This window comes from Lysinibacillus sp. IITD104, assembly GCF_036698265.2.
In the GTDB taxonomy this organism is placed as follows: Bacteria; Bacillota; Bacilli; order Bacillales_A; family Planococcaceae; genus Lysinibacillus; species Lysinibacillus boronitolerans.
Map to the genome: position 1 here is coordinate 3,977,033 of NZ_JBAHYH020000001.1, position 26,465 is coordinate 4,003,497.

Annotated in this window: 38 protein-coding genes; 8 read left to right on the plus strand and 30 right to left on the minus strand. The window is 36.5% G+C overall.

Annotation, left to right across the window (positions count from 1 at the left end):
- Positions 1 to 229: 229 nt before the first annotated feature.
- From V1L66_RS20005 to V1L66_RS20025, 5 genes are all read right to left on the minus strand, one after another.
- Entirely contained in the window at positions 230 to 460 is a 231-nt protein-coding gene (locus tag V1L66_RS20005) for a hypothetical protein (RefSeq protein ID WP_258859109.1), read from the minus strand.
- Positions 461 to 669: 209 nt separating this feature from the next.
- Positions 670 to 912 carry a hypothetical protein gene (locus tag V1L66_RS20010; RefSeq protein WP_333006416.1) on the minus strand — a complete coding sequence of 81 codons (243 nt, stop codon included), beginning with the start codon at positions 910 to 912 and terminating at the stop codon, positions 670 to 672.
- The gene (locus tag V1L66_RS20015) at positions 899 to 1,225 is read right to left on the minus strand and encodes a hypothetical protein (protein WP_333006415.1); all 327 of its coding nucleotides are present in this window, start codon (positions 1,223 to 1,225) and stop codon (positions 899 to 901) included. Before V1L66_RS20015 ends, V1L66_RS20010 begins: the two co-directional genes overlap by 14 nt.
- A gap of 2 nt (positions 1,226 to 1,227) precedes the next feature.
- Positions 1,228 to 1,539 carry a hypothetical protein gene (locus V1L66_RS20020; RefSeq protein WP_333006414.1) on the minus strand — a complete coding sequence of 104 codons (312 nt, stop codon included), beginning with the start codon at positions 1,537 to 1,539 and terminating at the stop codon, positions 1,228 to 1,230.
- Between the two features lie 245 nt (positions 1,540 to 1,784).
- Positions 1,785 to 2,015 carry a hypothetical protein gene (locus V1L66_RS20025; RefSeq protein ID WP_333006413.1) on the minus strand — a complete coding sequence of 77 codons (231 nt, stop codon included), beginning with the start codon at positions 2,013 to 2,015 and terminating at the stop codon, positions 1,785 to 1,787.
- A 212-nt stretch (positions 2,016 to 2,227) separates the two neighbouring features.
- Here V1L66_RS20025 and V1L66_RS20030 point away from each other — a divergent pair, with 212 nt between their 5' ends.
- Positions 2,228 to 2,434: a helix-turn-helix transcriptional regulator gene (locus tag V1L66_RS20030; RefSeq protein ID WP_333006412.1), complete on the plus strand. Its 207-nt coding sequence runs from the start codon at positions 2,228 to 2,230 to the stop codon at positions 2,432 to 2,434.
- Positions 2,435 to 2,617: 183 nt separating this feature from the next.
- On the opposite strand, the gene V1L66_RS20035 is transcribed toward V1L66_RS20030, so the two are convergent.
- The 12 genes from V1L66_RS20035 to V1L66_RS20090 all read right to left on the minus strand — a co-directional run bounded on the left by V1L66_RS20035 (position 2,618) and on the right by V1L66_RS20090 (position 10,314).
- Positions 2,618 to 2,989 (minus strand): hypothetical protein, encoded by a 372-nt coding sequence (locus tag V1L66_RS20035; RefSeq protein ID WP_333006411.1) that lies wholly within the window; start codon positions 2,987 to 2,989, stop codon positions 2,618 to 2,620.
- A 20-nt stretch (positions 2,990 to 3,009) separates the two neighbouring features.
- On the minus strand, positions 3,010 to 3,201 hold the full coding sequence (locus V1L66_RS20040) for a terminase small subunit (RefSeq protein ID WP_333006410.1): 192 nt from the start codon (positions 3,199 to 3,201) through the stop codon (positions 3,010 to 3,012).
- 74 nt (positions 3,202 to 3,275) lie between these two features.
- Positions 3,276 to 3,512: a hypothetical protein gene (locus tag V1L66_RS20045; RefSeq protein WP_333006409.1), complete on the minus strand. Its 237-nt coding sequence runs from the start codon at positions 3,510 to 3,512 to the stop codon at positions 3,276 to 3,278.
- Positions 3,513 to 3,608: 96 nt separating this feature from the next.
- Positions 3,609 to 5,816 (minus strand): hypothetical protein, encoded by a 2,208-nt coding sequence (locus V1L66_RS20050; protein WP_333006408.1) that lies wholly within the window; start codon positions 5,814 to 5,816, stop codon positions 3,609 to 3,611.
- Positions 5,817 to 6,068: a hypothetical protein gene (locus V1L66_RS20055; RefSeq protein ID WP_333006407.1), complete on the minus strand. Its 252-nt coding sequence runs from the start codon at positions 6,066 to 6,068 to the stop codon at positions 5,817 to 5,819.
- A 135-nt stretch (positions 6,069 to 6,203) separates the two neighbouring features.
- Positions 6,204 to 6,395: an XtrA/YqaO family protein gene (locus tag V1L66_RS20060; RefSeq protein ID WP_333006405.1), complete on the minus strand. Its 192-nt coding sequence runs from the start codon at positions 6,393 to 6,395 to the stop codon at positions 6,204 to 6,206.
- A gap of 65 nt (positions 6,396 to 6,460) precedes the next feature.
- Positions 6,461 to 7,276 carry a hypothetical protein gene (locus V1L66_RS20065; RefSeq protein ID WP_333006404.1) on the minus strand — a complete coding sequence of 272 codons (816 nt, stop codon included), beginning with the start codon at positions 7,274 to 7,276 and terminating at the stop codon, positions 6,461 to 6,463.
- Positions 7,277 to 7,331: 55 nt separating this feature from the next.
- On the minus strand, positions 7,332 to 7,961 hold the full coding sequence (locus tag V1L66_RS20070; RefSeq protein WP_333006403.1) for a hypothetical protein: 630 nt from the start codon (positions 7,959 to 7,961) through the stop codon (positions 7,332 to 7,334).
- Positions 7,962 to 7,965: 4 nt separating this feature from the next.
- Entirely contained in the window at positions 7,966 to 8,397 is a 432-nt protein-coding gene (locus V1L66_RS20075) for a hypothetical protein (protein ID WP_333006401.1), read from the minus strand.
- A 22-nt stretch (positions 8,398 to 8,419) separates the two neighbouring features.
- Positions 8,420 to 8,731 (minus strand): hypothetical protein, encoded by a 312-nt coding sequence (locus tag V1L66_RS20080; RefSeq protein ID WP_281115430.1) that lies wholly within the window; start codon positions 8,729 to 8,731, stop codon positions 8,420 to 8,422.
- 200 nt (positions 8,732 to 8,931) lie between these two features.
- Positions 8,932 to 9,546, minus strand: a complete 615-nt coding sequence (locus tag V1L66_RS20085) for a BRO family protein (RefSeq protein WP_281115431.1) — start codon at positions 9,544 to 9,546, stop codon at positions 8,932 to 8,934.
- Between the two features lie 474 nt (positions 9,547 to 10,020).
- Positions 10,021 to 10,314: a hypothetical protein gene (locus tag V1L66_RS20090; protein WP_333006398.1), complete on the minus strand. Its 294-nt coding sequence runs from the start codon at positions 10,312 to 10,314 to the stop codon at positions 10,021 to 10,023.
- Positions 10,315 to 10,492: 178 nt separating this feature from the next.
- On the opposite strand from V1L66_RS20090, the gene V1L66_RS20095 reads away from it, so the two are divergent.
- A complete protein-coding gene (locus V1L66_RS20095; protein ID WP_333006397.1) occupies positions 10,493 to 10,771 on the plus strand; it encodes a group-specific protein in 279 nt (92 codons plus the stop codon).
- An 83-nt stretch (positions 10,772 to 10,854) separates the two neighbouring features.
- Here V1L66_RS20095 and V1L66_RS20100 read toward each other — a convergent pair whose 3' ends face one another.
- From V1L66_RS20100 to V1L66_RS20125, 6 genes are all read right to left on the minus strand, one after another.
- Entirely contained in the window at positions 10,855 to 11,322 is a 468-nt protein-coding gene (locus V1L66_RS20100) for an ERCC4 domain-containing protein (protein WP_333006429.1), read from the minus strand.
- A gap of 58 nt (positions 11,323 to 11,380) precedes the next feature.
- A complete protein-coding gene (locus V1L66_RS20105) occupies positions 11,381 to 11,989 on the minus strand; it encodes a hypothetical protein (RefSeq protein WP_333006396.1) in 609 nt (202 codons plus the stop codon).
- Positions 11,990 to 12,170: 181 nt separating this feature from the next.
- Positions 12,171 to 13,163 (minus strand): DnaD domain protein, encoded by a 993-nt coding sequence (locus tag V1L66_RS20110; RefSeq protein ID WP_333006395.1) that lies wholly within the window; start codon positions 13,161 to 13,163, stop codon positions 12,171 to 12,173.
- Between the two features lie 39 nt (positions 13,164 to 13,202).
- Positions 13,203 to 13,520, minus strand: a complete 318-nt coding sequence (locus V1L66_RS20115) for a hypothetical protein (RefSeq protein WP_333006394.1) — start codon at positions 13,518 to 13,520, stop codon at positions 13,203 to 13,205.
- Between the two features lie 58 nt (positions 13,521 to 13,578).
- Positions 13,579 to 13,848: a hypothetical protein gene (locus V1L66_RS20120; RefSeq protein ID WP_333006393.1), complete on the minus strand. Its 270-nt coding sequence runs from the start codon at positions 13,846 to 13,848 to the stop codon at positions 13,579 to 13,581.
- 20 nt (positions 13,849 to 13,868) lie between these two features.
- Positions 13,869 to 14,072 carry a hypothetical protein gene (locus tag V1L66_RS20125; protein WP_333006392.1) on the minus strand — a complete coding sequence of 68 codons (204 nt, stop codon included), beginning with the start codon at positions 14,070 to 14,072 and terminating at the stop codon, positions 13,869 to 13,871.
- Positions 14,073 to 14,215: 143 nt separating this feature from the next.
- Here V1L66_RS20125 and V1L66_RS20130 point away from each other — a divergent pair, with 143 nt between their 5' ends.
- Both V1L66_RS20130 and V1L66_RS20135 read left to right on the plus strand, forming a co-directional pair.
- Positions 14,216 to 15,466 carry a hypothetical protein gene (locus V1L66_RS20130; protein WP_333006391.1) on the plus strand — a complete coding sequence of 417 codons (1,251 nt, stop codon included), beginning with the start codon at positions 14,216 to 14,218 and terminating at the stop codon, positions 15,464 to 15,466.
- 75 nt (positions 15,467 to 15,541) lie between these two features.
- The gene (locus V1L66_RS20135) at positions 15,542 to 16,747 is read left to right on the plus strand and encodes a site-specific integrase (RefSeq protein WP_333006390.1); all 1,206 of its coding nucleotides are present in this window, start codon (positions 15,542 to 15,544) and stop codon (positions 16,745 to 16,747) included.
- A 47-nt stretch (positions 16,748 to 16,794) separates the two neighbouring features.
- Here V1L66_RS20135 and speB read toward each other — a convergent pair whose 3' ends face one another.
- Positions 16,795 to 17,667 (minus strand): agmatinase, encoded by an 873-nt coding sequence (gene speB / locus V1L66_RS20140; RefSeq protein WP_004231519.1) that lies wholly within the window; start codon positions 17,665 to 17,667, stop codon positions 16,795 to 16,797.
- A gap of 315 nt (positions 17,668 to 17,982) precedes the next feature.
- Here speB and V1L66_RS20145 point away from each other — a divergent pair, with 315 nt between their 5' ends.
- Entirely contained in the window at positions 17,983 to 20,037 is a 2,055-nt protein-coding gene (locus V1L66_RS20145; RefSeq protein ID WP_333006389.1) for a PBP1A family penicillin-binding protein, read from the plus strand.
- A gap of 351 nt (positions 20,038 to 20,388) precedes the next feature.
- On the opposite strand, the gene V1L66_RS20150 is transcribed toward V1L66_RS20145, so the two are convergent.
- The gene (locus V1L66_RS20150) at positions 20,389 to 20,907 is read right to left on the minus strand and encodes a YwhD family protein (protein ID WP_016994179.1); all 519 of its coding nucleotides are present in this window, start codon (positions 20,905 to 20,907) and stop codon (positions 20,389 to 20,391) included.
- A gap of 166 nt (positions 20,908 to 21,073) precedes the next feature.
- Between V1L66_RS20150 and V1L66_RS20155 the strand changes: the two genes are divergently transcribed.
- Positions 21,074 to 21,259, plus strand: coding sequence for a 2-hydroxymuconate tautomerase (locus V1L66_RS20155; protein ID WP_004231516.1), 186 nt, complete (start codon positions 21,074 to 21,076; stop codon positions 21,257 to 21,259).
- Positions 21,260 to 21,337: 78 nt separating this feature from the next.
- On the opposite strand, the gene V1L66_RS20160 is transcribed toward V1L66_RS20155, so the two are convergent.
- Together V1L66_RS20160 and V1L66_RS20165 are read right to left on the minus strand one after the other, a co-directional pair.
- Positions 21,338 to 22,645, minus strand: coding sequence for an HD domain-containing protein (locus V1L66_RS20160; RefSeq protein ID WP_036078208.1), 1,308 nt, complete (start codon positions 22,643 to 22,645; stop codon positions 21,338 to 21,340).
- Positions 22,646 to 22,848: 203 nt separating this feature from the next.
- Complete coding sequence (locus tag V1L66_RS20165; RefSeq protein WP_004227652.1) at positions 22,849 to 23,073, minus strand: DUF1450 domain-containing protein; 225 nt, start codon at positions 23,071 to 23,073, stop codon at positions 22,849 to 22,851.
- Positions 23,074 to 23,307: 234 nt separating this feature from the next.
- Between V1L66_RS20165 and V1L66_RS20170 the strand changes: the two genes are divergently transcribed.
- Entirely contained in the window at positions 23,308 to 23,958 is a 651-nt protein-coding gene (locus V1L66_RS20170; RefSeq protein WP_004227650.1) for an RsfA family transcriptional regulator, read from the plus strand.
- A gap of 36 nt (positions 23,959 to 23,994) precedes the next feature.
- Here V1L66_RS20170 and V1L66_RS20175 read toward each other — a convergent pair whose 3' ends face one another.
- On the minus strand, positions 23,995 to 24,828 hold the full coding sequence (locus tag V1L66_RS20175; protein ID WP_274771477.1) for a lipoate--protein ligase family protein: 834 nt from the start codon (positions 24,826 to 24,828) through the stop codon (positions 23,995 to 23,997).
- A gap of 156 nt (positions 24,829 to 24,984) precedes the next feature.
- On the opposite strand from V1L66_RS20175, the gene hemQ reads away from it, so the two are divergent.
- Complete coding sequence (hemQ, locus tag V1L66_RS20180) at positions 24,985 to 25,734, plus strand: hydrogen peroxide-dependent heme synthase (protein ID WP_016993375.1); 750 nt, start codon at positions 24,985 to 24,987, stop codon at positions 25,732 to 25,734.
- 43 nt (positions 25,735 to 25,777) lie between these two features.
- On the opposite strand, the gene V1L66_RS20185 is transcribed toward hemQ, so the two are convergent.
- Both V1L66_RS20185 and V1L66_RS20190 read right to left on the minus strand, forming a co-directional pair.
- On the minus strand, positions 25,778 to 25,960 hold the full coding sequence (locus tag V1L66_RS20185) for a hypothetical protein (protein WP_016993376.1): 183 nt from the start codon (positions 25,958 to 25,960) through the stop codon (positions 25,778 to 25,780).
- Between the two features lie 256 nt (positions 25,961 to 26,216).
- The gene (locus tag V1L66_RS20190) at positions 26,217 to 26,387 is read right to left on the minus strand and encodes a hypothetical protein (RefSeq protein ID WP_016993377.1); all 171 of its coding nucleotides are present in this window, start codon (positions 26,385 to 26,387) and stop codon (positions 26,217 to 26,219) included.
- Positions 26,388 to 26,465: the final 78 nt, after the last annotated feature.

The following is a 26,465-nucleotide window of genomic DNA, read 5'->3' on the forward strand; positions in this document are numbered from 1 at the left end:
ATCTTCCTCATCTTCATTTACAAAATATTATAAAATAAAATAATAATCCAATTTTTTTAAAATTTGAAATAACATTTTGATACAATATTACAATTTCAAAAGTTCTACCGAATACCTTAAAATTATGAAGGCAGGCAGTTAGTACCTATTTTATTATGCAAATTAAAAACATCCCGAAGGATATTTATTTTCATTATTAAACTTTCGTCTATATTGAAAAATTTTGCACTTATTTTATTTCATTTAATTTTTCGTACACAAATCTAGGGAATATATTATTTTCATCTATAAAATGTCTGTTTGACATATTATTTTCCAATTCTCTACACTTACTTTGGACTTCTATTTCTGTACCTGAAAAATAACCCATGTTAGCTTCCTCAAAATCACAAAATTCTTCCCCCTCTTCAAGTTCCAAAATAGAAATATCTTGAATAGTAATTAGATAGATATTGTTCATTTCAATTCACCCCCACCCAATCATAACCCAGAAGATGAAATATATGTAATAACTTTTTGCCCTCAAAGCAACACCTAACTCTTCATTCTCATTTCATAGTATTTTGGCTGTTTGAGGCAGTTCAAAACAACATAAAAAGCCTTACATTGTACTGTAAGACTCTTCTAATTGCCATATAATAAAACTGTATGATAAACTATCCCTGCACATCAAAGGGCATGAATCAATTCGGCTGTAGCGTCTGCCAACGCTGCGGCTACTTCTTTTCTTTCTGACAATCCTTTCACCCACGTTTGCACTTCTTCATAGTTCACTGGTTGTCTACCAGTCATACGAATGAATGACTCTGTGTTAGTACGTTCAGCCAATGCGTTCCAACGATCTGTACAATATTCCTCTAAAATGGCTAAGTTTGAACCTTCCATAAAATCAATATTTTTAATGTTTCTCATCTGCTTGCACCTCTTTCATTTGTTGTACTACTGTCTGGATTTCAGAAGTTAGTTCATCCAAATAACACCCAACTATTTCCGCCCCATAATGCTCATATATAGCAAAATTTAGTAAAACATAAACATAATGACTTTCTATGAATCGACTATATGCCTGATACAAAATAAACGCTTCACGCATATCTTCTACTTGTGTACAATAGCAATGCACCGCAAAGTGGTTATCCGTACTTTCTAAAGCCACCTTTGCTATACCAGCTTTGTAATGTAACGAAACACGATAATTTTCTACCACGAACTGCCGTAATTTCATTATCATTGCTCCCCTCGTATATCAGATTCTTTTATTTTAGCAACTATTAAAAATGCTATTTCATTAGCAGATTTTCCTTTATAATCCACTTCTAAAGTATCCGCCAAATGCAACGCCATAAAGCGTAAAGCATTGTCATTTTTAGACATAAAACGCTTGTAGGCTTCTATTGTGAGATTCGCATCTTGCTCATTTTCGGCAATAATTTGATAGTTATGAAAAACTATATCAGTTTCAACGTGCACCGCTTCCAGTAGTAAATATCCGTCTGCGTACTTGCTACGAATAAAGTAGTTAGGTTTTTTCGTTGCCATTACAATATTCCTCGCTTTCAACCATTATTTAATGCGCTGTGTAAGTAGCACATATACCCTTTTAACATAGCTTTTGTTATTTTTTGCTAGCCTTGTCTGTTAATTGCTTTATGAAGTCCACCTTGTCCTTTATCTAGCTACTGCATTCAAAAGTAATTGCTTGTTGCGGTCTGACATGGCACACCATTCTTTAGCTGTTACTTTCATGTATCCTCACTCCCTCCTCGATTTCTAATCCTCATAAATTAATAAACTACATGCACGGATCCATCTTCACCGATTTGAACCGGTTGCCCATCAACATCATCAAAATAAATATAACCACCCCAGTAGCCATCGAATTGTCTTTCTCTACTTCCGAGGTTATAAAGATCTCCATAGCGCTTTTGAAAATAAGCACGCGCCTCAGTCACATTTGAGAAGTGAGGGAAATTCGCTTCATCTTCACGACTGATTACAAAACCAAAGTACATCATCTGTCTCACCTGCCTTCCTGCAACACGTCGGCTATTTCTTGTCCATTCACCGACTAACCATTGATGGTCTACTAAACAAAAAATGTAACTTATTGATTACATAATAAAACTAAACAGTTTCATTGTCAACACATATTAGTTACATTATTAAATTTAATAGTTACAAAAACAAACTTTTTAATGTTATAATACTTATAGGAGGTGGTTATAAAATGATGGCTGAAAAAATTAAAATTCTTTTAATCAAAAAAGGAATATCTGCAGTTGATCTCGCTGAAAAATTAGGCACTAAACCTCAAAACTTATACAATAAATTTAAACGTGACAACTTTAGTGAGAAAGAATTGATTGAGATTGCTGAAGCATTAGGCATTAAATATGAAGGATTTTTCTTCTTGGAAGATGGGGACAAAATCTAAATACATCACAAAAAGCATCTACTCTTATAGAGCGGATGCATTTTTTGTTTATGGATTAGTTGTAACGTCGTATTGAATGCTCAATATAAGCTATATTTCAAATGCTGCTTTGATACAGGTAATCTACTAGTCTCTCACTAACGACTTCGAAACTTTTGAATTGGTGAAACATGCTGTAAGCTATTAAATTGAATTATTTTTTATCCACTCGAATACCTCGTCTCTTGGGTATCTAGCTTGCATATATGGGAATTTCGGAAAGCCGGATATTTTTTTTAATTGATGTACTACAGTATCACTACACTGAAATATTTCTTTTAAATCCGAATTGGTTAACAAAGGAGGCCATTTATGCTGTTGCTTTCCATACTCTACTCCTTGTAAAAATGCCTCTTCCGCTACCTGCTGAATTTTTAATTTAACAATTTCTAGTTCGAGTTCAGCTATTTTAACCTCAATATTAACCTGGTTTATTTCGTTTTTTTTAGCCACAACCATACCTCCATTATTATTTGATTTATCAAATATTTTACAAGAAACATAAATATCAGTCATCTTCCTTCATCTCTTCTTGGTTAACTGCTCAACTCCTCCATAAGATTGTCTATATAGGCTTTAACGCTATCATTTGCTATCAATGTTGCAGAATTAGCACGAGAACCCTTTTCGTTATATCCTGCTTTAATATAAGCTTCAGTAGCATTCCCAAACTCAATGTAGTAGTCAGCAAAGGCTTGTTGCTTTGGATTTAATTTTCGTTCAATCAATGGCATCACCCCATTATGCTAGTTGCTTAATAAAAAATAAAAAGACTGCCTCTTATAGAGCGCAGTCCTAAATGCTATAAATTTGAAAGTAACTCGGGGGCTTTTTCATCTCCACCATACCATTTCGTAATGATTTCATCAGTAGTCAAAGTAAACAAATCTCTGACATATTCAACTTCCAATCCTGCATCTGGTGAAACATAATCTCTTAAAGAGCTACTTAAATGTTTATGATTTAGTTTCATAGAAACTAACGGAGTTTTTAAGAGTGCGTTAGCTAATTTGTTGTAATCTAATTCTGTTATTTTCATCTTTATCACCTCCCAGTCATTCATAATAGGAAAGGCAACATTATGGAACAATTTTCTATAAATTCCACTCTCAAAACCACATCAAACTCCACCCTCCTACATGGTTTGCATTTCTGTATCAATCATATCGCCAATCGTATCTCTAATTAATTGTGGTACAACGTTTCTTATTGTTTTTTCAATTCCCTTAGCATCATTGGTACCGTGAAATGTTAAATTGAACGTATTAATAACTTGAACACCACCATAAGTCCTTGTGGTTGATACAGTAGAAGTCGTTGATACTGGTTCTGAAGGCGTTGTATTTTGTTGTAAATCTAAACTTGGTGTCCCATCACCGTTTGATGAAAGTATCCCCATTGATCTTAGTGTACTAGACTGTTGGGCAGTTAAGACGGCCTCATTTTTATGCAATTCAGCAATATAACCATTGTAAGGTACACGTTCAAGGCCTGTAGCATGAGATCCGTCAGGACCACCTGTGACCCAACCCTTAACGGTACTTGCGGCACCACTAATTGTGCTACCTATAGTAGATATCCATTTCGGTACTTTGAAGTTGGATATAGACGATTTGAATTCACTCCATTTAGTCGATAGACTATCAAACCAACTAATTGCTGGTTGCACAAAGTTTGAAACTGATTCTTTAATAGCTGTAAACTTTTCTGTAGTTGTAGTCCATAAAGAAATGGCTCTTGTTTTAATGTCATCCCAATTATTGTACAAGGATATACCTGCAGCAATAAGCCCACCAATAGGTCCCGCCACCAATGCAGCCATAGGATTATTTTTCAACGTTTCCCATAGTCCTAAAGCTTTTTCCTTGACCGTGTCCCAATTTTGATACAAATAAACACCCGCAGTTATTAGACCTCCGATAGCGATTGTTGCAATACCTATTGGATTAGAAAACTTTGCTACCATACCACCTATACTCCCAATTGACTTTACCTTCTCAAAGATATCTAATCCCGTTTTAATTGTTTTAAATGCAGTGAAGCCACCTGCAATACCAGCTATGCCTGATATAACTAACTCTTTATTATCGATTACCCAGCCTAAACCTGTTTTAAATCCGTTAAAGGCCGTTTCTGCAACACCTATACCTGCTACGAATGTAGTTTTCATGGTGTCAGCAATTGAAGCAATCTCATCACTCGCATCTTTTGAAATACCGAAGTTTTGCCACAAGTTAGATACATTTCCTGTGTCATTCACTAAAGACATGACGGTATCCTTAGCAGTTCCCGCAAAAGAAACTACACGATCGATTTTATTGACCAACTTGTCAGTGTCGAAGTTTTCCATCCATTTTGATGCACTGGCCATACTATCAACAAACGGCTGTAATAAAGGTCCTCCAATCCCTGCCTTTAAGTCCGTCCAAGATTGTTTAAGATTACCTAGTTGATTTTCATAAGAATTCGCTTCTCTACTAGCTTGACCAGTTTTCTTCCCAACTTCATCAATAGCTCCACCGGCTGCCAACATATTTTCTGCATAATCTAATCGTGTTGCTTGTTTAGTAGCTTCATCTAAATTTGACCATTCTTTTGTAGTTTTTACTAGTTTTTTGGATACTGCAAAAGCAGCTAATTGGGCTTCATTCGCGAATACCCCAATAGCTTCACCGCCTTCGTAGTTCCCTTTGATAAAACTATTTAAAGAACCTTGAGCATCTTCCATTGAAACGTCAAAAAATGCCGCAGCATTTGCACTTATAGAAGTAGCTTGCTCAGCCTTTTTCATGGCAGATTCTATTTTCATTCCTAACCCCAGAAATTGAGATGTTGTTTTCGTAAATGCTGGTTTAATTCGGTTAGGAACCATACCAAAATCTTTCCCCATTTGATTCACCGTCTGTTGTGCCAATGATTGGCTTTGCCCAAAAACTTGTTCAAATTGGGCACTTATAGCTTGTGTTCCAGCTGCTGCCTCGATTGAACTAAGTCCAAACTCTTTAACCTCATTAGCAGCAAATACACCAGCAACTATCCCTGTAAGACCACGCATCATTGATTTAAAACCATTTAATGTTTTACTAACATGTTGTACTTCTTGATTTAATTGTCCAGCCTCCGTTTCGGCGTTATTTAATCCGTGTGCAACGTTTTGTGAAGCTGATATACCTGCATGACCAAAATGGTTAAAGCCCTGTGTCGTATGAGTTAATCCTTGACCAACATTGACTATTTCATCTCCAATGTTATCCATGACCTGATTTAAATGCTGTAAAGTTGTTGTTGCTCCGTCCCTAAAATAAATACCAACATACATATCACGCATACTAGCACTGGTCATTTAATCACCCCTTGTTAGCCCTTCATACTGTTCCCTTAAGAATTTAAGTTTCTCTTTGAGTTTTTCCCATGATTCCAAGTGCTTTTTGTAAGCTCTTTTAATGCGTTTTAAGCGCTTATTGTTTGTACATAATTGCAAGTCAATCTTTAATCGTTTGGTTTTTAAGTTGAAATGATTTATTTCCTCTTGCAGTAAATTAATTTTGGATAACCATAATCTTTGTTCTTCCGTAAATAATTCCTTTGAGTCCACTTTTCATCACTCATTTCTTTCGTTTTTGCATATAAAAAGGACAACAAACGGAAAAAGGGTGTATTGCCCAATTTCGCTTGTTGTCCTCGGTTCTTCCGATAGACTTTTATTCTATCTTTCTACTTCAATGATACATTAAAACACAATAGATTCCTTGTTATTTATACGAGAAACCTTATTATCTTGTACAATAACTTCCAATGTTCCAAAAGCTTGTAATGGTTGCAATTTCGCCTTTCCATCAGATACCACAATTACACAAGGAACAATTAGTTTTTCAACTGGTATATATAAAGCGCCATTTAAATCTAATTTTAATGGATACACCCTGCTACCCCCTTTTTATTTTACTAACAGTGGTCATATTAAGCTATAGACTGCCCTTTACTAACTTATAGTCCCCACTGTTCTTTTAATTTTGTTAAGAATTTCATCTTGTTACCATCATCACCGCATGCATCCGGATGAAACTTCTTGGAACCCAATCGGTAAAGTTCGTGAAGTATCTTCTTTTCATCCTCGTTGTAGTTACTAGATCCATCACTTGAGTAACTACTACCGCTTGCATCCGAATAATTGCTGTAGTTACGTTTGAAACTTTCCTCGTAACTACGCTTTGCATATTCTTCTTTCGCCTTTTTCTTAACCTTTAATTCCTCTAAGTAAGTTGGATTACGCAATGCACCAAATACGTCATAGCAATACTGATATTCGCCCTGACCATATTCTTTTTCAAATGCCGCCTCCGCTTCTCTATGTGCTCTAAGAATCGCTTCTTGTTCTTTCTTAGCCCTATATTCTTCTGTCTGTTGGAACTCTGCTTCGATTTTCTCAATGATGGGATTCAACTTTTCATAAATCAGATCGTAAAGAAAATCTTCCTCTTTGTCCATTTCTTTTGCGACTTTTCTTATGCTACTATCAGCGCAATCATAAAGCGAATACTCTATCAAGTCGTAATAACTCACGGTACGTATAACCCATTGTTTCTTTTTCACTTTGCCATTCTCTCGGTAGCTGTGATGTATACTAATTTTATAAGCATCTAATACAGGGCGTTCAAAACGTTTATCGCTGTATGTGTAACCGTATGATGTTTTCGGTTCCTCACCAACAAAGCCGAATTTTGTTTCAGTGACAATGATTTCTTTGCGTGCGCCATACGCATCTGGCTTTTTCTTTTGCATTTTCTGAATGACACAAAACATATACGCTTCTCCTTTCTATGTAGTTACTTACAGAACATACATAGTACCTACAATGCTAATAACACGCTGCTGTCTTACGGAAGAAGTCTTTTATCGTAAACTTTTCAGCATACTTCTGTAACGAGCTTTCCGATAATTCAACCCGGCCATACTGTTTTTCTTTCTCCCGTCTTTTCATAATGTCCTGATCGAATGAACCATCACAATCCCAGTAATCTGAAAACAGTTCTTCATCATCCATAGCCTCTATCTGCGCATCCCATTCAGTCACTGACATTTCATGAGCACATTCTTTTATTTGCTCCCGCTCTAAAACGTAGTTTAAGCACTCTCTCAGCGTTTTTAATATATCAGGGTATAAATCAACAGGATTTACTTTCCAAGCCTCATACTGCGCTCGCTCGTCATCATAGAGAAGGGAAGTTGCTTCTTCTAATACTTCAACACGCTTTTTCATTCGATTCATACGCTGATTTCGTTTTTCATAAAGCTCTACCAGGTAAATAGCATAATCTTCAACGTGACAAGCCAATTTGTAGATGCGTCCGCTGCCATAATCGAAACCTGTTATCGTCGGAGCAATACCTTCATAGGCTTCTTGTCGCTCCGCTTGATATACTCGTTCGATTTCTTCTAATTCTCGTTGTGCATGTAAATACGCCCAAAATTGACTGTCTGTTAGCATGCTATCACCCTTTCATTCGTTGTTCTCTTGCTTTTAAGCGGTCAGCCATACTTTGTTGTGTAGTGTTTGATAAATCTTCTGAACAGATCTCCTGATTGTTTAAAAGATTAAGTAGCTTTTTGTACGCTAAATCCTCTAATGCTTTTAAATTTTTAATAGCTCTTGTGGGTTCGGTATTTACGTAATCAAAGAAAATCATGGCTGTACGTTCTCTTGGCACATTCTCAACCCTATGAGCTAGGATAAGCTCATCCTTAAATTTCAAATCGGTACAGCAACTTTCAAGAATACCCTGTGCCTTTTCAATTACCTCAATAGCAGCGGATATTTTATAACGCTTTACCTCACCTTCTGGCATGGTCTCCGCTTCTTTTAATGATTCGTATGCTGCAGGTATTTGCTTTTTGAAGAAGCGTTTTAGTTCATCTAAAGTCAATATTTCCACCGCCTTTTAAGTGCTATTTAACTTTCACTCTTTTAAATGGCATTCCTAACAATTCTTTAGCTTGTTCTCCTTTTTCACCAAGAATAATGAAGCTGTCTCCGTTATTAATCCATTCACCTTCATAGAAGCGGATAGAAACGCCTTTGTGAAAGGCATGCAAAATAAGTTCATCACCAACTATTTCTTGAGCAAATAACAATTTAGAATACATTCCGTGCTTTTTTGCATTCTCATTGCCATATTTTGAATGACGGTTTCCTTTGTTACCTACTGCCACTGTATTACCTCTTACAAAGCGCCCTCGTTCGTCTCTTTGGCGTTGCATAGTATCACCTCATTCACGGTGTTCGTTCGGGAAAAAATCTGAGTAAAACAAAGTCACATCTTTACACAGAAAACGTTATCAAAAGCTATCATTTATAAAATGGAACCTTAGCATTTCTTAGCATCCTTAATACGAAAAAATGTTAGCAAAAGTTAGCATGGTTGCATTCTAGGTGCACATATTAATAAGCTTTACTGCTGTTAATGCACATACTTTTCATAGACTTTCTTACTGACTGACAAATCAAGTCGGAATTTCTCTTTTGCGATCATTAAATCAACTGTATCGGCTAAGATTGGCTCTCGTTCAATCAACATCTCAGGTGTCATTTGATTCTTCTTTAGAGATTTCACATGCCCATGACGACTTGATACAGCTTTGTTAGCAATTGTGTTTGCTTTTATAAAGCTCACCGTTGTTGGTTCTAGCAATGATTGTTGCAACTTAGCCATTGTTTCCTTTTGATGTACTTTGTCTAGCATCCTAAAGATTTGAAAACCTTCTAAACCTGATGACTGACGGAGTTGTTTTAGAATTTTGTATACCCAAACTTCAAACTTTTCTGCTTCTGGTCTTTCTGACCGCATAATTGCTTTATAAATGCCAAGTTCAGATATAATTGACATGTTTTGTTCTCCACCAAGGGTGTTCATTAAGTGAGTATCCTTTTGTACTTTAGAAAGCATTCGGAGCATATTACTTGTCCTTGTGTATCCCAGCGCATCTGACACATCCTTGGCCACTGCCCACCATTCTTCTTTATACCAAACAAAACGTATTTCATAATCGAGCCATTTCTCTGTTTTGATGTCCACTATGTTTTCCTCCTCTCATTTTTCAAACATTGCAACCATCGGATGAAAAGGTTGCATCCTTTTTTCTTGGATACACACACTTTTGGATGCATACTTTTCGTTCTAATTCATGGGTTTTCTTGGGGTTTGTTTGTTTTGCAAAAGTATTTGTGTTTTGTTTTGGAACGTTCCAATCAACTATCAAAATAACGCTATGAAGTAGCTGTTTTTTCTATGGTTATACAATTTTGTACTACAACGAAATGTTTGGAGTACTGCAATGGAGTACTCCGTAAAAATGTTAGGTTTTGCAAGGCTCTAACATCACAAATACCTTACGTTTTCTTACGGTCCTGTTCCGTTTGGGAAGTGAATTGAGTTCCGTTTTGGAAACGTTGCAACCTTAACATTTCTCAACATGTCCAGAGCATTAAAAAGTGTAATTTATATTAGCTTTTGTAGCCTTTCAAAAGGAACGTTGTTTGTTTCGTAACGTTACCATTCATCAAACCGGTACATTTCTTCCAACTTCTCATAATCTCGATGTGCTAGTGACACAGCAAATTTCAAATATTTTTCTTGGTATTCCGTACTCGGAAAATATTCGATCAATTCAGCACATTGGCAAACAGCTACATTGCCTATCCAATTTTCTTTTGCTGCTACTCTCCTAACAGTTTGATAAGGTACCTCAAAGATCTGGGAAACATCCTTTAACGATGTACGGCTATTCTTCTGAGAACGTGCGTAATATTCTCGCATCCAATTCCAATCATATTTAAGATTCACAATAGACACTCCTTCACTGAAAACGTATAAAATTACTTTCCTTGCTTTATGTGTACCCATTGAAATTGTAATTATTGCAATGTTTTGCAACCTTTGAGTGTATTACTACATAAAAATACGCCCTTTTCACAGCCTAATTATCAACTGTGAGATTTACTATCAAAGGAGAGATATAATTATGAACTCAATAATCACCGTTTCTATCGATAAAGCTAAAATGGAACGTCTTGTACAGAAAGAAATCAAGGCACAGATTCAAGAAATTAATTCAGATTTAATCTTCTGGGACTTAAAGGAGCTATGTCGTCGAACATGTATGAGCAGATCATTCATTCTCGAGCAGTTCTTTTATCATCCTGATTTCCCTAAATATAAAGTCGGTACAAAGTGGCTTATGCCATCTAAAGAAACTGAAGAATATCTAAACACTTGGCTGAAACAACAACCTCGGTCTTAGATAGTCGCTTCCCTTTTTAAGGTGTCTGATTTGTCCGATTACTACCTTTTTTAGGAGATTTAAATTGTTCAGAACTAAACTTTCTATCCTTTCAACGCTGCTCGAACATGATAATAAAGATGGTTGTATATCCAGTTGCCACTTAATTGCCTATCATTCAAAAACGTTGTAGAGAAGCTGTACCGTGCTTCAAATGTTTTGATTCGTGCGAGCAATGCTTTTGGATTGAACTGGCTCCTGTAGTTACCATGCACCAAGTCAGAGTAACTACCTTCTATCAAAAGCGTAAAATGTGATTTTTGTGAGCGAATTAACTCATGTTCGAACCGTTCCTCTTTGATGCTACTAGCCAATTCATCAATGCTGTTCTTACGTTCCACAGTGAATGGAAAGTAGGTATCTCGGTATATACCCAGCTCGAAATTTTGCGGAAGCATCGCGCTGTAATCCCCTGTATCTAGCTTTATAGCTGTAAATGGGATATTATGAAGTTGAAAATAGTTTATAATGTGCTGGTTGACCTGTTCTCTTGTGTCTACCAGCACGATCATAGAAGCTAATAGCTTTTTCAATTCAGTATCGGTATATTTGAATGTTGCTAACAACTTATCACCCCTTTACTAGACGCAAGTGGTCCGACTTGCTCGTTTTTATTTTTTGTGGCTTTCCATGTCGCACATAATAAGCCTGTCCTTTACTGTTTTTGAAAGTGTTGGTCGTGTCTTTCCCTTGTTGTGCTATAAACTCTTCAAACAATCCTAAATGACCGTCAAAACGTCTCATAGCGCTTATAGCTCCCATTGATTCTACGGTGAAGAAATTTATATCCCAGTTTTGATACTCCCAAAGCAATTCTGAAATATTTTGTCCAATCGGTTCATCCTGTGGTAGCTTGTCCATATATTTGCGAGTGTAAAAGTAATCTTTCACCTCATATTTTTCACCATCATATTTCTTTTCAATGGGGAATAATTGCTCGAATTGCTTAGGTCTTAACGTAGAAAGGCATCCTTGAATATTTTCGATGAATTCAAATTGTTTCACCACTTCTTCTCTCGTTCTGGCATCAGGTTGTGAGCCTACTATCTTCACACCAAGCCATGCCATCTTCACAAGATAAGTACCTTGATCTTGTGATTGGTCAGCTCTGTATTTATTTAATAATCTCATGTAAGCACGCTCATACAATGCATGCTTTTCAGGTCTACGTTTTCTCATATCATGCTCAACTCCCTTACTATTTTTTTAATTTCTGTTTCAAACATCCAATTTAAGCTATTTAAGAAGCCATAGAAGCGATTTTAACTATCAACCTTATAAAATTTCATCGAATTCATAATAAAAACACATCTATAGGCTTTCTGTCCTAACAAGGTTATTCGATGAAACTTCTAGTAGGTTATGCTGTCTGTTCCTGTCTTTCTTGTAATTGCTCATAAGTGCTAATACCTTGATTCTTCCAATCTGCTAACATAGTCAAAATATGACTACTTAGCTTACTAGGCGGATCTTCTAATTGAGCTGTTACTTTTATTGCTTCTTTTACTAATTCGTAACTATGCATCATAAGCCATCCTTGTATTTCTTTATAAACTTGTTCGTCAGCGTTATCGAAAGTAAAACGAATAGATTTTTCGATACTAGCTATTTGTTCTGAACGATTAAGGTTACTTACAAACTTTTTATTCTCAAAAGAATCATCGAGTGAAGGAACAGACCGACCAACAACTGTTTTTTCTTTTGTCTCTTCTACCGTCTCTCTATCTACGCTATTAGTAATACTAGAGGCGGGAAAAGAGTCTTTAAGATCTTTGTCTGTCGGTCTTTCTCTTTTATTAACATTATTTTCATAGTCAACATTGTTGTCGTTGTTATTATTATTTGAATTATTATCATGGTTAACATTATTAAAATTATTAACATTATTGTTTGTGTTCATCTGTTGTTCATCTGCTGTTCGTTTGTTGTCCAGTTGCTGTCCACTTGCTGTTCTAATGCTGTTCATCTGTTGTTCATCTGCTGTCCACTTGCTGTTCATTTGTTGTTCAGTCCTTTGATATTCATACCAGTTAACCACAGTAACAATGCTATATTTCGTAGTTTTTTTGATGTTCAACATTTGCAACTGTTCAAATAATAACAACCATCTCCACAATGTACTTTCTGAAATAATATGGGTATCTTTAGCGCCTTTGTTAAACTCATTCGCAAGTGCTTTTCTACCTGTTATGAATTGCCCCACTTCTAAATTAACAACCTGATTTCCTATCAATTGATTTCGTTCTTTATGGGATGCCTTTAGTAAACAATGGATCCATAATTTCAACATATAAGGATCAGCATATATTTCGTGTTCTTGCAATTTCCTGTGTAAACTAATCCAACCAAGCATCCATTAATACACCTCCCTTCCCTTTTCATAATGTTGAAGCTAAAATATTACTTCCGCAGCTCCCCTCATGGCTTCAATGATTTTCTTATGAGTGGCTATATACAGTTCCTTGTCATGTAAATAGGAGGCAAGCTCATCTCTATTTCGTGCTAGCCAGTAGCCCGAATGATTACCGCTCTTAATACTTACAATAGGTATTCCCTTCAACCGCAATTCAAAAATAAGTTGGTGAAAATAACGGCGATCCTTAATCATTAATCGCTCCATTATTTGTGAACCTGTTAAACTCTCTGAATCTCTTAAGTCTTCTAATATGCGATATACACGTAATTCATCGTTTGTTAGTCTTTCATACATGTCATTAATCCTCCTGTTTTCTGACTTACTCCCATACACACGCCGCCATAGCTGTGTTTTACCATTCGCTTGTAATTTCAGTTATTACTTCAAAAGCCTGTTGCGCCAAATACCAACGCTTTCGATTCTTTTTACGTTCAATTGCCCTCATACGCGGATCACAAAGTATTTCATCCTCTAACCAGCGTTTAGACATATCTGTTAGTAACGCAAGTCGCTCTACTGATACAAACCAAAGTTGCGCTTGAATAGACTCATCGAGTTGTTTTTCTATATGTTGTTGAATCTGCTTTTTATCTAATTGAAGTTCAATTTTTGTTGGTATCATTTACTTCCCTTCCTTCTTTATTAAATAATTTCTATTCTCTCTTTCTCACCGTATTCCACTATTGCTGCTTCTATAGCTGCAAGCATTTTTTCTTCCTTATCGTGAGGTAAGTCCTTTCTTAACAAACGACTAAAATTACTTTCATTCAAGCCGTAAAATTCTGCTACTTGCCACTGCTTAAGACCATTATCTTTAATTATCTTTTTTAAATGGACGATCTTCATTTTCCACACTCCTTGCATAAGCATTTTGTTGTTGTTTTATGCTTATTTTGCTATAATCTATCTAAAGAATAGCAACAACAAATGAAAATATCAACATAAAATAATCATTTTATGCTTATTTTTTAAAGAAAGGAACTATATTTATGAATTCAAATATCATTGGAAATACGATAATTTATGTAATTAACCCCTACGAGATCTATGAACATGGTTTCCATTTCCAAAATTTAGATAATTTTATATCTAAAGCTGAAATTGATCATTCAATTCTGGAAAGTTTCTATGATAAAAATTCTTCTAGAGGTTATACTTCGTACTTCTTTGCGAAAGACATATTAGAGAGTATAAATGATGACACAATAACAAAATGGGCTGATTTTTCAGAAAAATATTTCGATACTTCTCTAGAGGATTACTTAATGAAATTAGTTTCTAAATATTGGACCGATAATCCGCGGGACATCTTAGACGAAATTCCATTAAATAATTCACCTATCATTACCCTTTCAAAAGAAGCAATTTCAAACTATGTTTTTAGGAAAGAGGATAACTCGGTAAAGTCATTTCGTTTTCCTGAGGAAGGAATTGGTCTTTTCACCGAATTAGCAAAGTTAGAACTATTTGAAATATCTAGTTTGAAGAAGTTTACAAAGAGTTTCGGTATTCCAATAGGAGTAGATCTTTCTAAAAAGTCCGAATATGGTGCTCTCATGGATTTGAAGCAATATAATACATTTCTGTATTTCGGAGCTGCTTCAACCGCACTTATTTATAAAGAATTAGTTGAATATCAAAATATATTCAATATGTTTGTAGCAGTAAAAACTAATGATGAGCAATTAGCTAATAAGATATATGAAAGAAAAAGATTTATTCAAGCAGTATCAGAAATAAGTAGCGTTAGCATAAATAGATCTCCTGAAATACAAACTCTTAAGAGGGAATATGAAAAAAACATTTTAGATAATAATAATAAATTTTCATTAGCTCAATGTAGAAAATATCTAACAGAAGCTATAACAGAGAAGGTTGCGATAAATACAAAAATAACGGATTCAGTTGATGGGGATTTTTTCGAAGTTAAACTATATAACAATTTATTTGAAGTTGCCTATAATCAAATTAAGGACTCCTTGTTAAACAATACTGAATTAAAACGTTGTGAAAATTGTGGTCATATTTTTGAATCAACTCATGGAAAACAACGATTTTGTTCACCATTACCATTTAAAAAGAGAAGTAGCTGTGAAAATAATTATAACCAACGACTTAAAAGAAATAAGGAAAGAGCGCTATCGTTAGTAGAATTAGGAAATAGTATTGAAGAAATATCGCAAATTATTAATGAATCACCAGAAACGATTCAGCAGTGGATAATCAATAAAGTAAACTGAAAGAAATAAGCTTTAATTATTTTGGAGTATTTCAACTCACCTATTCCTGTACACACGCCGCCAAGCATGAAAGGAATGGACAAGGTGAAATTATATAAATCGGCAAAAGAACCTGAAATATATCACTATTTCAATGCGAATAAAGAAAAACTATGGATGTTTCGACATAAGTATTATGATGCTGCTGGAAAGCGTCGTGAGAAGAAGAAAAGTGGCTTTAAAACAGAAAAGGCAGCATTGAAAGCCCTACTGGAAGTGAAGGCTGCAACGCTGCGTGGTGAAACAAAACATATAGAACATGATAACCTAACCGTCTCTCAATGGCTAGATATGTGGTTTGACATGAATAAAGGTAAATGGAAACCTTCTACTGTTACTCAGCGTGAGGGTTTCATAAAGCTTTATTTTAAGCCCCTTCTTGGCTCCTACAAGTTGCAGAAGCTTGATAAAGTGATTTATCAAATGTCGTTTATCAATGTGTTAGAGGACAAGCTAAAGCCCTCTACGATTCGTGCTTTGCATTCGATTTTTAGGATTGCTATGAATGCAGCCGTTGCGGAAGAAATCCTAATTCGCAATAAGTTACAGGGAACCGCCCTTCCCTCTCTAAGAGATAAGGAAACAGAAAAGAACTATCTCACACCTGGCCAACTTAGTATATTACTGAATCATATTAAGGAGCATGGGGATATTGCATACTACAGCTTATTTTTAACGATTGCTTATACAGGTATGCGTAAAGGTGAGGCATTGGGGCTTCAATGGCGAAATATCGACTTTGCCAATCAAACGATTACCATTGAGAGAACCAGAGGAAATAACGGTGTAGGCTCCACTAAAACAAAGAACAGTGAGCGTACCATAAAAGTAGACGATATAGTGTTGCAGCAGCTACAGAGCTATCAAACGGCTGTTAAAGCGTTGTTACTTTCACATGGTCGTAGACTGCATAGTGATCTAACCAAAGATGGTTCATTTATCTTTTTATCGCCTCACACAGCAGAGCCTTTTGTTTCCACAGGGTTAAACTCAATTTTTAACCGCTTTGTAGAATCGGCTGGACTACCAGCGACAACGATACATGGATTAAGGCACACACATGCCACCATACTTATGAATAACGGTATTCCTGTCAAGGCAATAGCCGAACGATTAGGAAATACTCCAGAGATGATCCACACCGTTTATGGTCACGTTCTCCAAGAGATGGAGGCACGAACAGTATCCGTATTTAGTGAAAGTTTAAAGGCAGTTGGGGCTAAAAGTGGGGCTAGCTTATAGCTAAACCCCACTCAAACCGCTTCATATCAACCTTTATAAAGCTTTACTTATTTTACCCAGCCTAAGATCATTTCTCGTAATAATTTTGAAGCTGTGTTTGCTGTCATTTCTGAAGAATCGTAGATTGGTGCTACTTCAACTAGGTCGAAGCCTACTACATTTACACCACTTGCTGCAATAGCATGGATGGAAGCTAGCAATTCTTTGGAAGTAATACCACCGCAGTCCACTGTGCCAGTGCCTGGTGCATGTGCTGGATCTAACACATCGATATCAATTGTTACATACACATTGCGTCCAGCTAGCGTTGGCAGGACCTCTTTTAATGGTTCAAGCACTTCAAATTTTGAAATGTGCATGCCGTTTTCCTTTGCCCATTCAAATTCCTCTTTCATACCTGAACGGATACCAAATGAATAGACATTTTTTGGTCCAATATGTTCTGCAATTTTACGGATTGGTGTAGAGTGTGAAAGAGGCTCTCCCTCATATTCCACACGTAAATCCGTATGTGCATCAAAGTGAATAATAGCAAGATCATCATATTTAGCTGATACAGCCTTCATTACTGGCCAAGACACTAGATGCTCCCCACCCATGCCAACAGGAATCTTGCCATCCGCTAATAATTTTTCAATAAATTTCTCAATTTCATCCAATGAGCGTTGTGCATTTCCAAATGGTAGTGGAATATCACCTGCGTCAAAGTACTTTACTTCCTCAAGCTCACGATCTAGATATGGACTGTACTCTTCAAGACCAATTGATACCTCACGGATACGCTGTGGACCGAAACGTGATCCTGGACGATAACTTACTGTCCAATCCATTGGCATGCCATAAATTACTGCCTGTGCATCGTCATATGTAGGATGACTTTTTATAAAAACATTTCCTGAATAAGCTTCATCAAATCTCATTGCTAGTCCTCCGTATAATTAAAATATTGTGTTGATCATCATTTTTTCATCTTCTTCTATTATGGCTTACAGGATTGTAATGAAACCTGTATCCTTTTAACCTCGTATACATTATTGGAACGCCTAGCAAAATTCGATTAAAATCTACAAGGTGCGATTTTTTTGTCGAATGCCAGCATTTCAAGTAGTACAAAAAAAGTATAGATGTTTTTGAATAAAGTGCAATAGTTTTTAGGTAGAATTTCGATTAAAGATGAATGTTCGAACACATACTAAAGCTAAGTTCGAAGTTGTGAGAAAACGAGGTGAAGTCGGATGAAACGAAAAAGCTATCATCGAAAGCAACAGCGTGTAAAGCGCACTCGCAAAAGCCTTACGCTATTTGTGGCCTTTACATCTGCAATTGTCGTAGCATTTGTCGCACTCCGCATCTATGTTCAAGTGGCTGGTGCACCGCCTTTAACCGTACCAAAGGCTTCTATTTTCTTAGATGAAAATGAGAACCAAATTGGGGATCACTTTACAAATCAACGACGTTATTGGGTTGGCCTCGATGAGATGTCACCTTATTTAAAGGAAGCAGTGGTTGCTGTAGAAGATAAAGACTTTTATCAGCACGGTGGTTTCGACTATTCACGTATTGCTGGTGCCATTTTAGTGGACATTAAGGCTGGTGGTAAGGTTCAAGGAGCTAGTACCATTACGCAACAATATGCTCGTAACCTTTACCTTTCCCATGAAAAATCTTGGACACGTAAATTAAACGAAGCCCTGTATGCTTATAGATTAGAAGTTTTTTATGACAAGGACGAAATACTAGAGGGCTATTTAAATACAGTATATTATGGTCATGGCATGTATGGCGTAGAAGCTGCCAGTCGTTTCTATTTCGGAAAATCTGCCAGTGATTTAACGCTTGCTGAAGCAGCAATGCTAACAGGCGTACCAAAAGGACCTAGTATTTACTCACCAATTGCCAATTTAGATAAGGCTACCAATCGTCAACACGTTATTTTAAAACTTATGGCAGACCAAGGCGCCATTACACAAGAAGAAAAAACGCGTGCTGAAAATGAACAGCTTGTTTTAAAAAATGATAGCTGGGTTGCAACCAAATCTGTTGCCCCTTATTTCCTTGATGTGGCTTGGCAAGAAGCCAGTGAAATCTTAAAATCAAAAAACCTTGATATTAGTGAAGGTGGTTGGACGATTCAAACAACGCTTAATCTGGAGCATCAAAAAGCGGCTGAAGAAGCGGTAGCCAAAAACATGCCTGCCAATGATTTGCAATCTGCGTTCGTGAGTATGGAATCTAAAACTGGAGCTGTCACTGCATTAGTCGGTGGTCGTGATTATTCAGTAAGCTCATTTAACCGAGTTACACAAGCTAAACGTCAACCAGGTTCTACCATTAAGCCGATCTTATACGCAGCGGCGCTTGAAAATGGTTACACTCCACTAACTTTTTTAGATGTTGGTGAAACAACATTTACTTATGATAATGGGCGTGGCTCTTATGCACCTAAAAACGTTAATGGTCAATTTGCAGATCATGATATGACGATGGCACAAGCTATTGCTATCTCAGATAATATTTACGCAGTAAAAACCTTAGAGGATATTGGCTTCAAAGCGTTTCATGATATGGCAAACCGTTTTAATGTAGGGATTGGCGCGAAGGATAATTTATCCATTGCACTGGGAACAATTGAAACGACATTATATGAAATGACAAATGCATATAATATTTTGGCATCGCAAGGTCAGCAAACAGCACCAACAACCATTGTCTCTATTAAAAATGCACATGGTGATGTTATTTATGAAAACAAAGATGTTGCAAGCAAAGCTGAAACAGCCATTTCTAAAGAAAATGCATATATCTTAACAGAAATGATGACAGGTATTTTTGATCCGGTTTTCAGTGACTATTCACCTGCTACAGGAATCAGTATTCGTTCACGTATGACACACACATATGCTGCTAAATCAGGTTCTACCAATAGTGATCAATGGTTAATTGGTTTTACACCAAGACTTACTGCTGGTGTATGGAATGGGTATGATCAGGGTAAAAATCTTACGACAAAAGAAGATACTGCTGCAACAAAGCAAATCTGGATTGACTTTATGGAAACGGTCAACAAAGGTACAAAAAATGAGGATTTCAAAAAACCTAAAGGTGTAGAAGGCGTTGTCATTGATATTGAAACAGGTAAATTAGCGACTGACGCTTGTCCTAAACAACGTCTTGTCTATGTAGAGTCCAAGGATGTACCAACTGAAAAATGTACAAACTTCGATATTCTCGACAGTAATACATGGGGAGAATTTTGGAATATGCTACCCTTCTCTATATTTAAGGACTAAAAACAAAATAATTTCGGAAACCTTTTTAAACCTAATACGTTTTAAGCTATGAAGGCTCTCGACAAAGTAACTGATAACGAAAAAAAGAAAAGCTTTCTCTTCCCCGGAGACGTGTCCGTGGGAACAGAAAGCTTTTCTTTTTTATGGTCCGCGAAGTATGAGCATCATGGGGCATTTGGCTTGGGTTTGGGTTATTCAAATGCCGCATAGCGCTCATCACATTCGCGATACCAAGTGTCCTAGCTTACTAAAATGTAAGCTCTGCCTCAAGTGTACTTTGTTTCAAACCCACTTTCAACCTAATATCGAAAGCGATCGCAAAATGTCACAGATTGTTCAATCATTACGAGTCTATTCGACAAATAAGTCTTGACGCAATTGCTCCTCACTCCGTTCCCACATTTCAGGATTAAGTTGTTCAAGGAAAGTAGCTAACACTTTTTTAGATGATGCATCCATATGCTCTACAATAATATGACGTTTCATGGATTTATCCATTTTATTCACATGATCAGCTAGAATTTTATAGCCACGTCTTTTTTCACGATTTACAACCATCTCACAGGCTGTAACCCCCGCATAATATGGCCCATTTTCTTTATGGTCTATCGTCACCCACACGAGCCAATACGGTTTTCCTCCCTCTGAATCAGCACGGTCCATTGTAAATTTTATCCCACGCTCTACATCACTTCGTGCATGCATGGCACCAATTTCAACAGAAGCCGTTCCCTCTTCTACATCAATAATGACGGGCGATACATTCTCTAATGAAAGTGAACCGATACCAAACCCTTTATGTCCATCTGTTGGATCATTTTTTATAATGGTAAAACCCATTTTTTGTTTTGGTTTTTCTTCATTTGTCATACTTAAATATCCTCCATTCTGCTATTATAAAGGAAAGCATATCAACGCATATTTTATCGAAACAATCACTATTTTCGCCATTGCGCATATGCCTCAACGCAAGTAAGAAGTTTATACTTTCTTATAAACTAACTATACAACATTATTCTATAAAGGAGGCAATATTATGCCATACGTAACAGTGAAAATGCTTGAAGGTCGTACAGAGGAACAAAAACGTGCTCTTGTAAAAGAAGTAACGGAAGCAGTATCTCGCACAGTTAATGCACCTGCAGAAAATGTAACAGTTTTTATTGAAGAAATGTCTAAAAACCATTACGGCGTTGCAGGCGTTCGTTTTAGCGACAAATAATAGTAAGATGGGTAGAGCACATTAGAGTGCCCTACCCTTTTTATAAGATTTCATGGAAATCATGTTGTCAGAAACAACTTACTTTCCGTCTCTTCTTAACAATGTTAGTATTTGTTGTTTGATCGTTGGATGTGAAGAGTCGTCCTCTAAGAAATCTAATGGGAAATAGATTTTATGATCTCGTTTCATTCGCCCTGAGATGGCATCAACAATAATTGATTCACGTGAAAGCTCCCGTAGCTCACCATTTTTCATTTCTAAAAAAATCGGTACACGCACTTCTTCCTCTCCAGGTCTGTAAAAATCATATGGCAGATCTGCCGTTGTATCATGTACAAGGTAATAATCGGGATTTAATCCTGCTTTTTTAAAAAGCTCTTGGAGTTTTTGATATTTATTGAGCTCCACCCCCGGATCTAAATCAATGTATTGAAATAGCTTACGATTGACAAAGCGGCGACTTAAATCACTTAGAATTGCATCCTCTTCTTGCATCCATAACTGAAAATATGTAAAAAGTATACTCTCGTCTAACGCAAGATAATCCTCTAATGTAATAGTATTTCGGAAGAATGCCAGGAAATGAGTAGGCTCATGCTTAAATGTATAGCCCTCTAAGCTTAATTGTTTTACTCTTTTTAATATATTATTTAAAATTACCTCTGCACTTCGTGAAACAGGATGAAAGTAAATTTGTAAGTACATTTGATAGCGACTCATTATATAGTCTTCCACCGCATGCATGCCTGTTGCTTTGATCACTACTTGGTTTTTTCGTGGACGCATCACTCTTAAAATCCGCTCCATATCAAAGTGACCGTAGCTAACTCCTGTAAAATAAGCATCCCGTTGTAAGTAATCCATACGATCTGCATCAATTTGACTCGAAATTAAACTAATTACTTGCTTATTTGGATATGTCTTTTCAATTACTTGGGATACCTTTTCTGGAAAATCATCTGCCACTTTTTTTAAAATCGCATTTACTTCTGTATCCCCCAGCAAAATTTGCCTTGTATAATCTTCATGATCAAGCTCAAATACATTTTCAAAAGCATGGGAAAATGGTCCATGACCTAAATCATGTAAAAGGGCTGCACATAATACTAATAATCTTTCGCTTTCATCCCAATCTGGACGACCTACAAAGATATCATCTACTATGCGGCGTACAATTTCATAAACCCCTAGAGAATGACTAAAGCGACTGTGTTCTGCTCCATGAAATACTAAAAATGTGGTACCTAGCTGACGAATTCTACGTAAACGCTGAAATTCTCTTGTACCCACTAAATCCCATATCACTTGATCTCGAACATGTACATAACGGTGTACAGGGTCTTTAAATACCTTTTCTTCTTCTAATTTAGCGTTTGCATATGTCATTTGGATAGCACCCCCATTTTGTTATAGTTCTATTATATGCGATAAATCTAGGACTAGCATACTTATTGCCATTTTTCTATAGATATTAACAACCTATTTCAATTACTTTCATCATTATTTTTAAGTCTACATTGGTCTAATTTCTCAACATATAAAAATGAGCAAAACAAAAACTATCCCCCAAGTAGAGATAGCTTTTAGTTTTACTTTTTTAATTTTGCTAAAACCTTTTCCATTAGTTCATCTTCTGTTAATGCAGCAACAGGTCGGCTATTTACAAAGGTAAATGTCTTTTTACGTCCTGGCCCACAGTAAGAATGACAGCCAATTTCGATGGTTGCATCAGGATCGATTTCCTTTAATTTTGGAATTAACGTCTTTAAGTTAACGGCCTGACATTCATCGCAAACTTTAAATTCGTTTGCCATTTTGTCAACAACCCTTTCTATATAGTATTTTTCAAAACATAATCGCTCTATTGAACACATGACCTTCACATATTTAAGTATGCAGCATGTGCACAAACCTACATCGGGTATTGTATCGTACTTTTCCCCTTCTATTCAAGCATAATTCCTTCTACATAGATGAATAAAAGGTTAAAAGATTGGTCATGCTAGTCTTAAATAACAAGTTCCAGATAAAGGTGGGAGGATTTTAATATGAGTAAAGTAAGACAAGATGCTTGGTTAAAAGAAAATGATGAATTACTAGCAGAGGCTGTAATCCGTCATGTAACAGAAGGTAGTACACAGCTTAATGCCTTTGAAGAAGCAGGCGATGCATTAAATCGTACTGCTGCAGCCTGTGGTTTTCGTTGGAATGCTGTTGTTCGTAAAGAATACGAGGAGCAACTAGCAGAAGCTAAAAAGGAAAGAAAAGAGAGAATGCGAGTGTTGGGAGCACCAGCAAGACGCCGTGCTTCTAGTATGTTTACTGTCAATAATAGTGCCGCAGAAGGAAAATCAATTCCGCTATCTGCCCTTTCTCTTGATATTGTCATAGCTTATTTACTACGTTTACAGCATTCTGGTGAAGTAGGAAATGAATCTTCAAAATGGCGACAACTTGTCCATGTAACATCTGAGAAAAATAAAAAACTAGAGAAAACCATTACAAAACTAGAAGAAGAAAATCGAGCGATTCGCAAAGATTACGAGCAATTTGTTCAAATTATGAACCGTGCTAGACGTCTTGTTACGCTTGATGAAGAGGAAGAGCGAATTGCACCCGTTTTTAAAATGGAGAAGAACGGAAATCTTGTAACTAGCAGTTCTATTTATCAACCAGAAAATGGCGATGCGCTAAATTAGCCGCATCGCTTTTTCTGTTTCATATAATCAACCCATTTACTTTCGTTCAAGCATTTTGGTGTTGCGTTCAAAAACACGCTGTAAATAAAAACCATACAACGCTAATTCTTCATCGTAGAAGGACTGTGGACGTACTTCCTCGGCCCAATAATTAAGTAGTTGTTGTAGACGAATAACAACCGCTTCTACAGTTAAATTTGGGTCTACAAGCTCTGATAGCGAAGCCATCACTTCGGGCATGATTTGAGGGTAAGTGAATTTTGTTTCCTCTTGTTGTAAGCTATGTTCATAAAAATCACGGATAAGGGCCGCACGTTGCGAGCCACTTCCCTCAATACATAAATAAATTTGCACTGCCACCCCTTGTCGTAAGCGTCTTTGTGAAATGCCAGCAAATTTTTTCCCTTCAATACTTAAATCATAAGAACCTGGGCAATAAGAACCCACAATTTCATAAGCCTCAATTTTTTCTGCTACCTCTGGGAACAATCCCTTCACAAGTTCAACCATCACATCATAGCCATCGTTTATACTGAGTGACTCTTTTTGTTCAGACAATACAATGGAAATATTGAGAATTCCCTCATCTAGCACAACCGCTAATCCACCAGAATTACGAACAATAGGATGATAGCCTCTAGATTCTAGTAATTCCATACCTTGCTGAACATAAGGTAAACGGTGGTCTTGGATACCTAGTACAACAGATGCCTCATGCACCCATGTACGAATTGTTGGCGGAGACATCGATTGGCCAACTAATTGGCACAACGTATCGTCCGTCGCAAAAGATTCAAGCGGTGACCTTTGCTTCGCACTAATGGATTGATCATAATAACGCCAAATTGGCTGTTGTAAAATATGTTTCATATTGGTACTCCTCTAATTACATCTCTTCTCTTTAGAATACATTATCTTTAGTTGGTGTCAAATTCGTGAATAACTATCATGAACTTAGGGATTTTGTACAAACTATGATAAACTAATTTTTGAATGGTATTCACTTATAAAGGAGTGTTTTCAATAATGAATGAAGCAGCAATTACGTTAGATGGTTGGTACGCTTTACATGATTTCCGCTCAATCGACTGGGCATCTTGGAAACTTGTTTCTGCAGAGGAACGTCAAGCAGCAGTAGAGGAGTTTATTACTTATTTAGAAAAACTGAACGAAGCAGACGTAGCTAAAACAGGTGCTCATGCTTTTTATGCAATCGTTGGTCAAAAAGCAGACTTTATGATTATGACATTGCGTGAAACGATGGATGAGTTACAAGAGCTTGAAGCGGAATTCAATAAATTAGCTATTGCAGATTTTACAATTCCTACATACTCTTATGTATCTGTTGTAGAGCTTTCAAACTATTTAGCTGGCGAATCAAATGAAGATCCTTACCAAAATCCACATGTACGTGCGCGTCTATATCCTGAACTTCCACGTGCTAAATATGTATGCTTCTATCCAATGGATAAACGCCGTCAAGGGAACGATAACTGGTACATGTTATCAATGGATGAGCGTAAATCATTAATGCGTTCTCACGGGATGATTGGTCGCGGCTATGCTGGTAAAGTAAAACAAATTATCACTGGCTCTGTAGGCTTCGATGATCACGAATGGGGCGTCACTTTATTTGCTGATGACGTACTACAATTCAAAAAACTAGTATACGAAATGCGCTTTGACGAAGTGTCGGCACGCTATGGCGAGTTCGGGGAATTCTTCGTCGGCAACCTACTTGATAAAGAAAAATTGGTTAAATTCCTAACTGTTTAATATCTAATTAAAAATGCGAGTCCATATTGGCGGACTCGCATTTTTAAATTTCGTTTTCTTCTGCATTTTCGGATTCGAAGATTAAAATAATAATGTGAATAAAAAATCCAGTTAGCATCATAAGAAAAACTAAATACCAATTATATGGTTGATGATAATATTCTGCTATTCCAACTGCCAGAAAAGCGCTGATGATGATCGCTACAAACATACTAAAAATACGCATGAAAACGCTCCTTCATAAAAGCAAAAATTAAGTCATTTTTAGTATGTCTCGGTATATTTTTAATATACTTGCAAGGTAAGAATAATTACGTCTCATTGAAATAGCAGCTAAAACAAGCATTCATCGCCTATTAAGGAAAAGTCATTTTTCCTGATGCTTTGCTTTCCACACTAGAACATTTATACTCAATATAAAAAAGTGCCATCCTTCAGCGATGACACTTTCTTAACCCCAACACTTTCTTTTGTACACTTCATTAAGAGCTCTCGTCCTTTACTTTTAAAATTAAGATTACCGTTTGAATAAAAAACCCAATCACTATAATGACAATAAAGAGATACCAATGGAGTGGCTGTCCATAAAACTCCCCTAATAGAAAAGCCAGTACTGCACTTAATAGAATCCCAAACCAAACGCCAATTTCCATAAGCCATCACCTCACATGTATTAGATACACATGCAATTCATTGATCTCACGTTCCCCTAATTCTATTTTTTTCTATTT